General features: G+C 61.9%; 1 pseudogene. It reads right to left on the reverse strand.

What is annotated here, in order from left to right:
- Positions 1-231 (reverse strand): annotated as a pseudogene (locus AC0L2O_RS37660) (MBL fold metallo-hydrolase); the annotation flags it as partial.

Genomic DNA, 231 nt, shown 5'->3' on the forward strand with positions numbered 1-231 from the left:
CGTAGCCCGGCCAGGCGAAGTGATAGGACATCACCGGGACCTTGTTCGCCGCAAGCATGGTCAGCAGTTTTACGCGTGACTCGGCTGCCTGCTTGGGATCGGTATCGTAGGAGAATTCCATCCGCGGCCGCTCCAGCAGCAGCACCGAATGGTGCGAGAGGTCGCCCATGAAGGCGAAGGACTTGCCGGCCGACGAGACCATGAAGATGGTATGGCCGACGGTGTGACCGG

The organism is Bradyrhizobium sp. Kon10, from assembly GCF_055807395.1.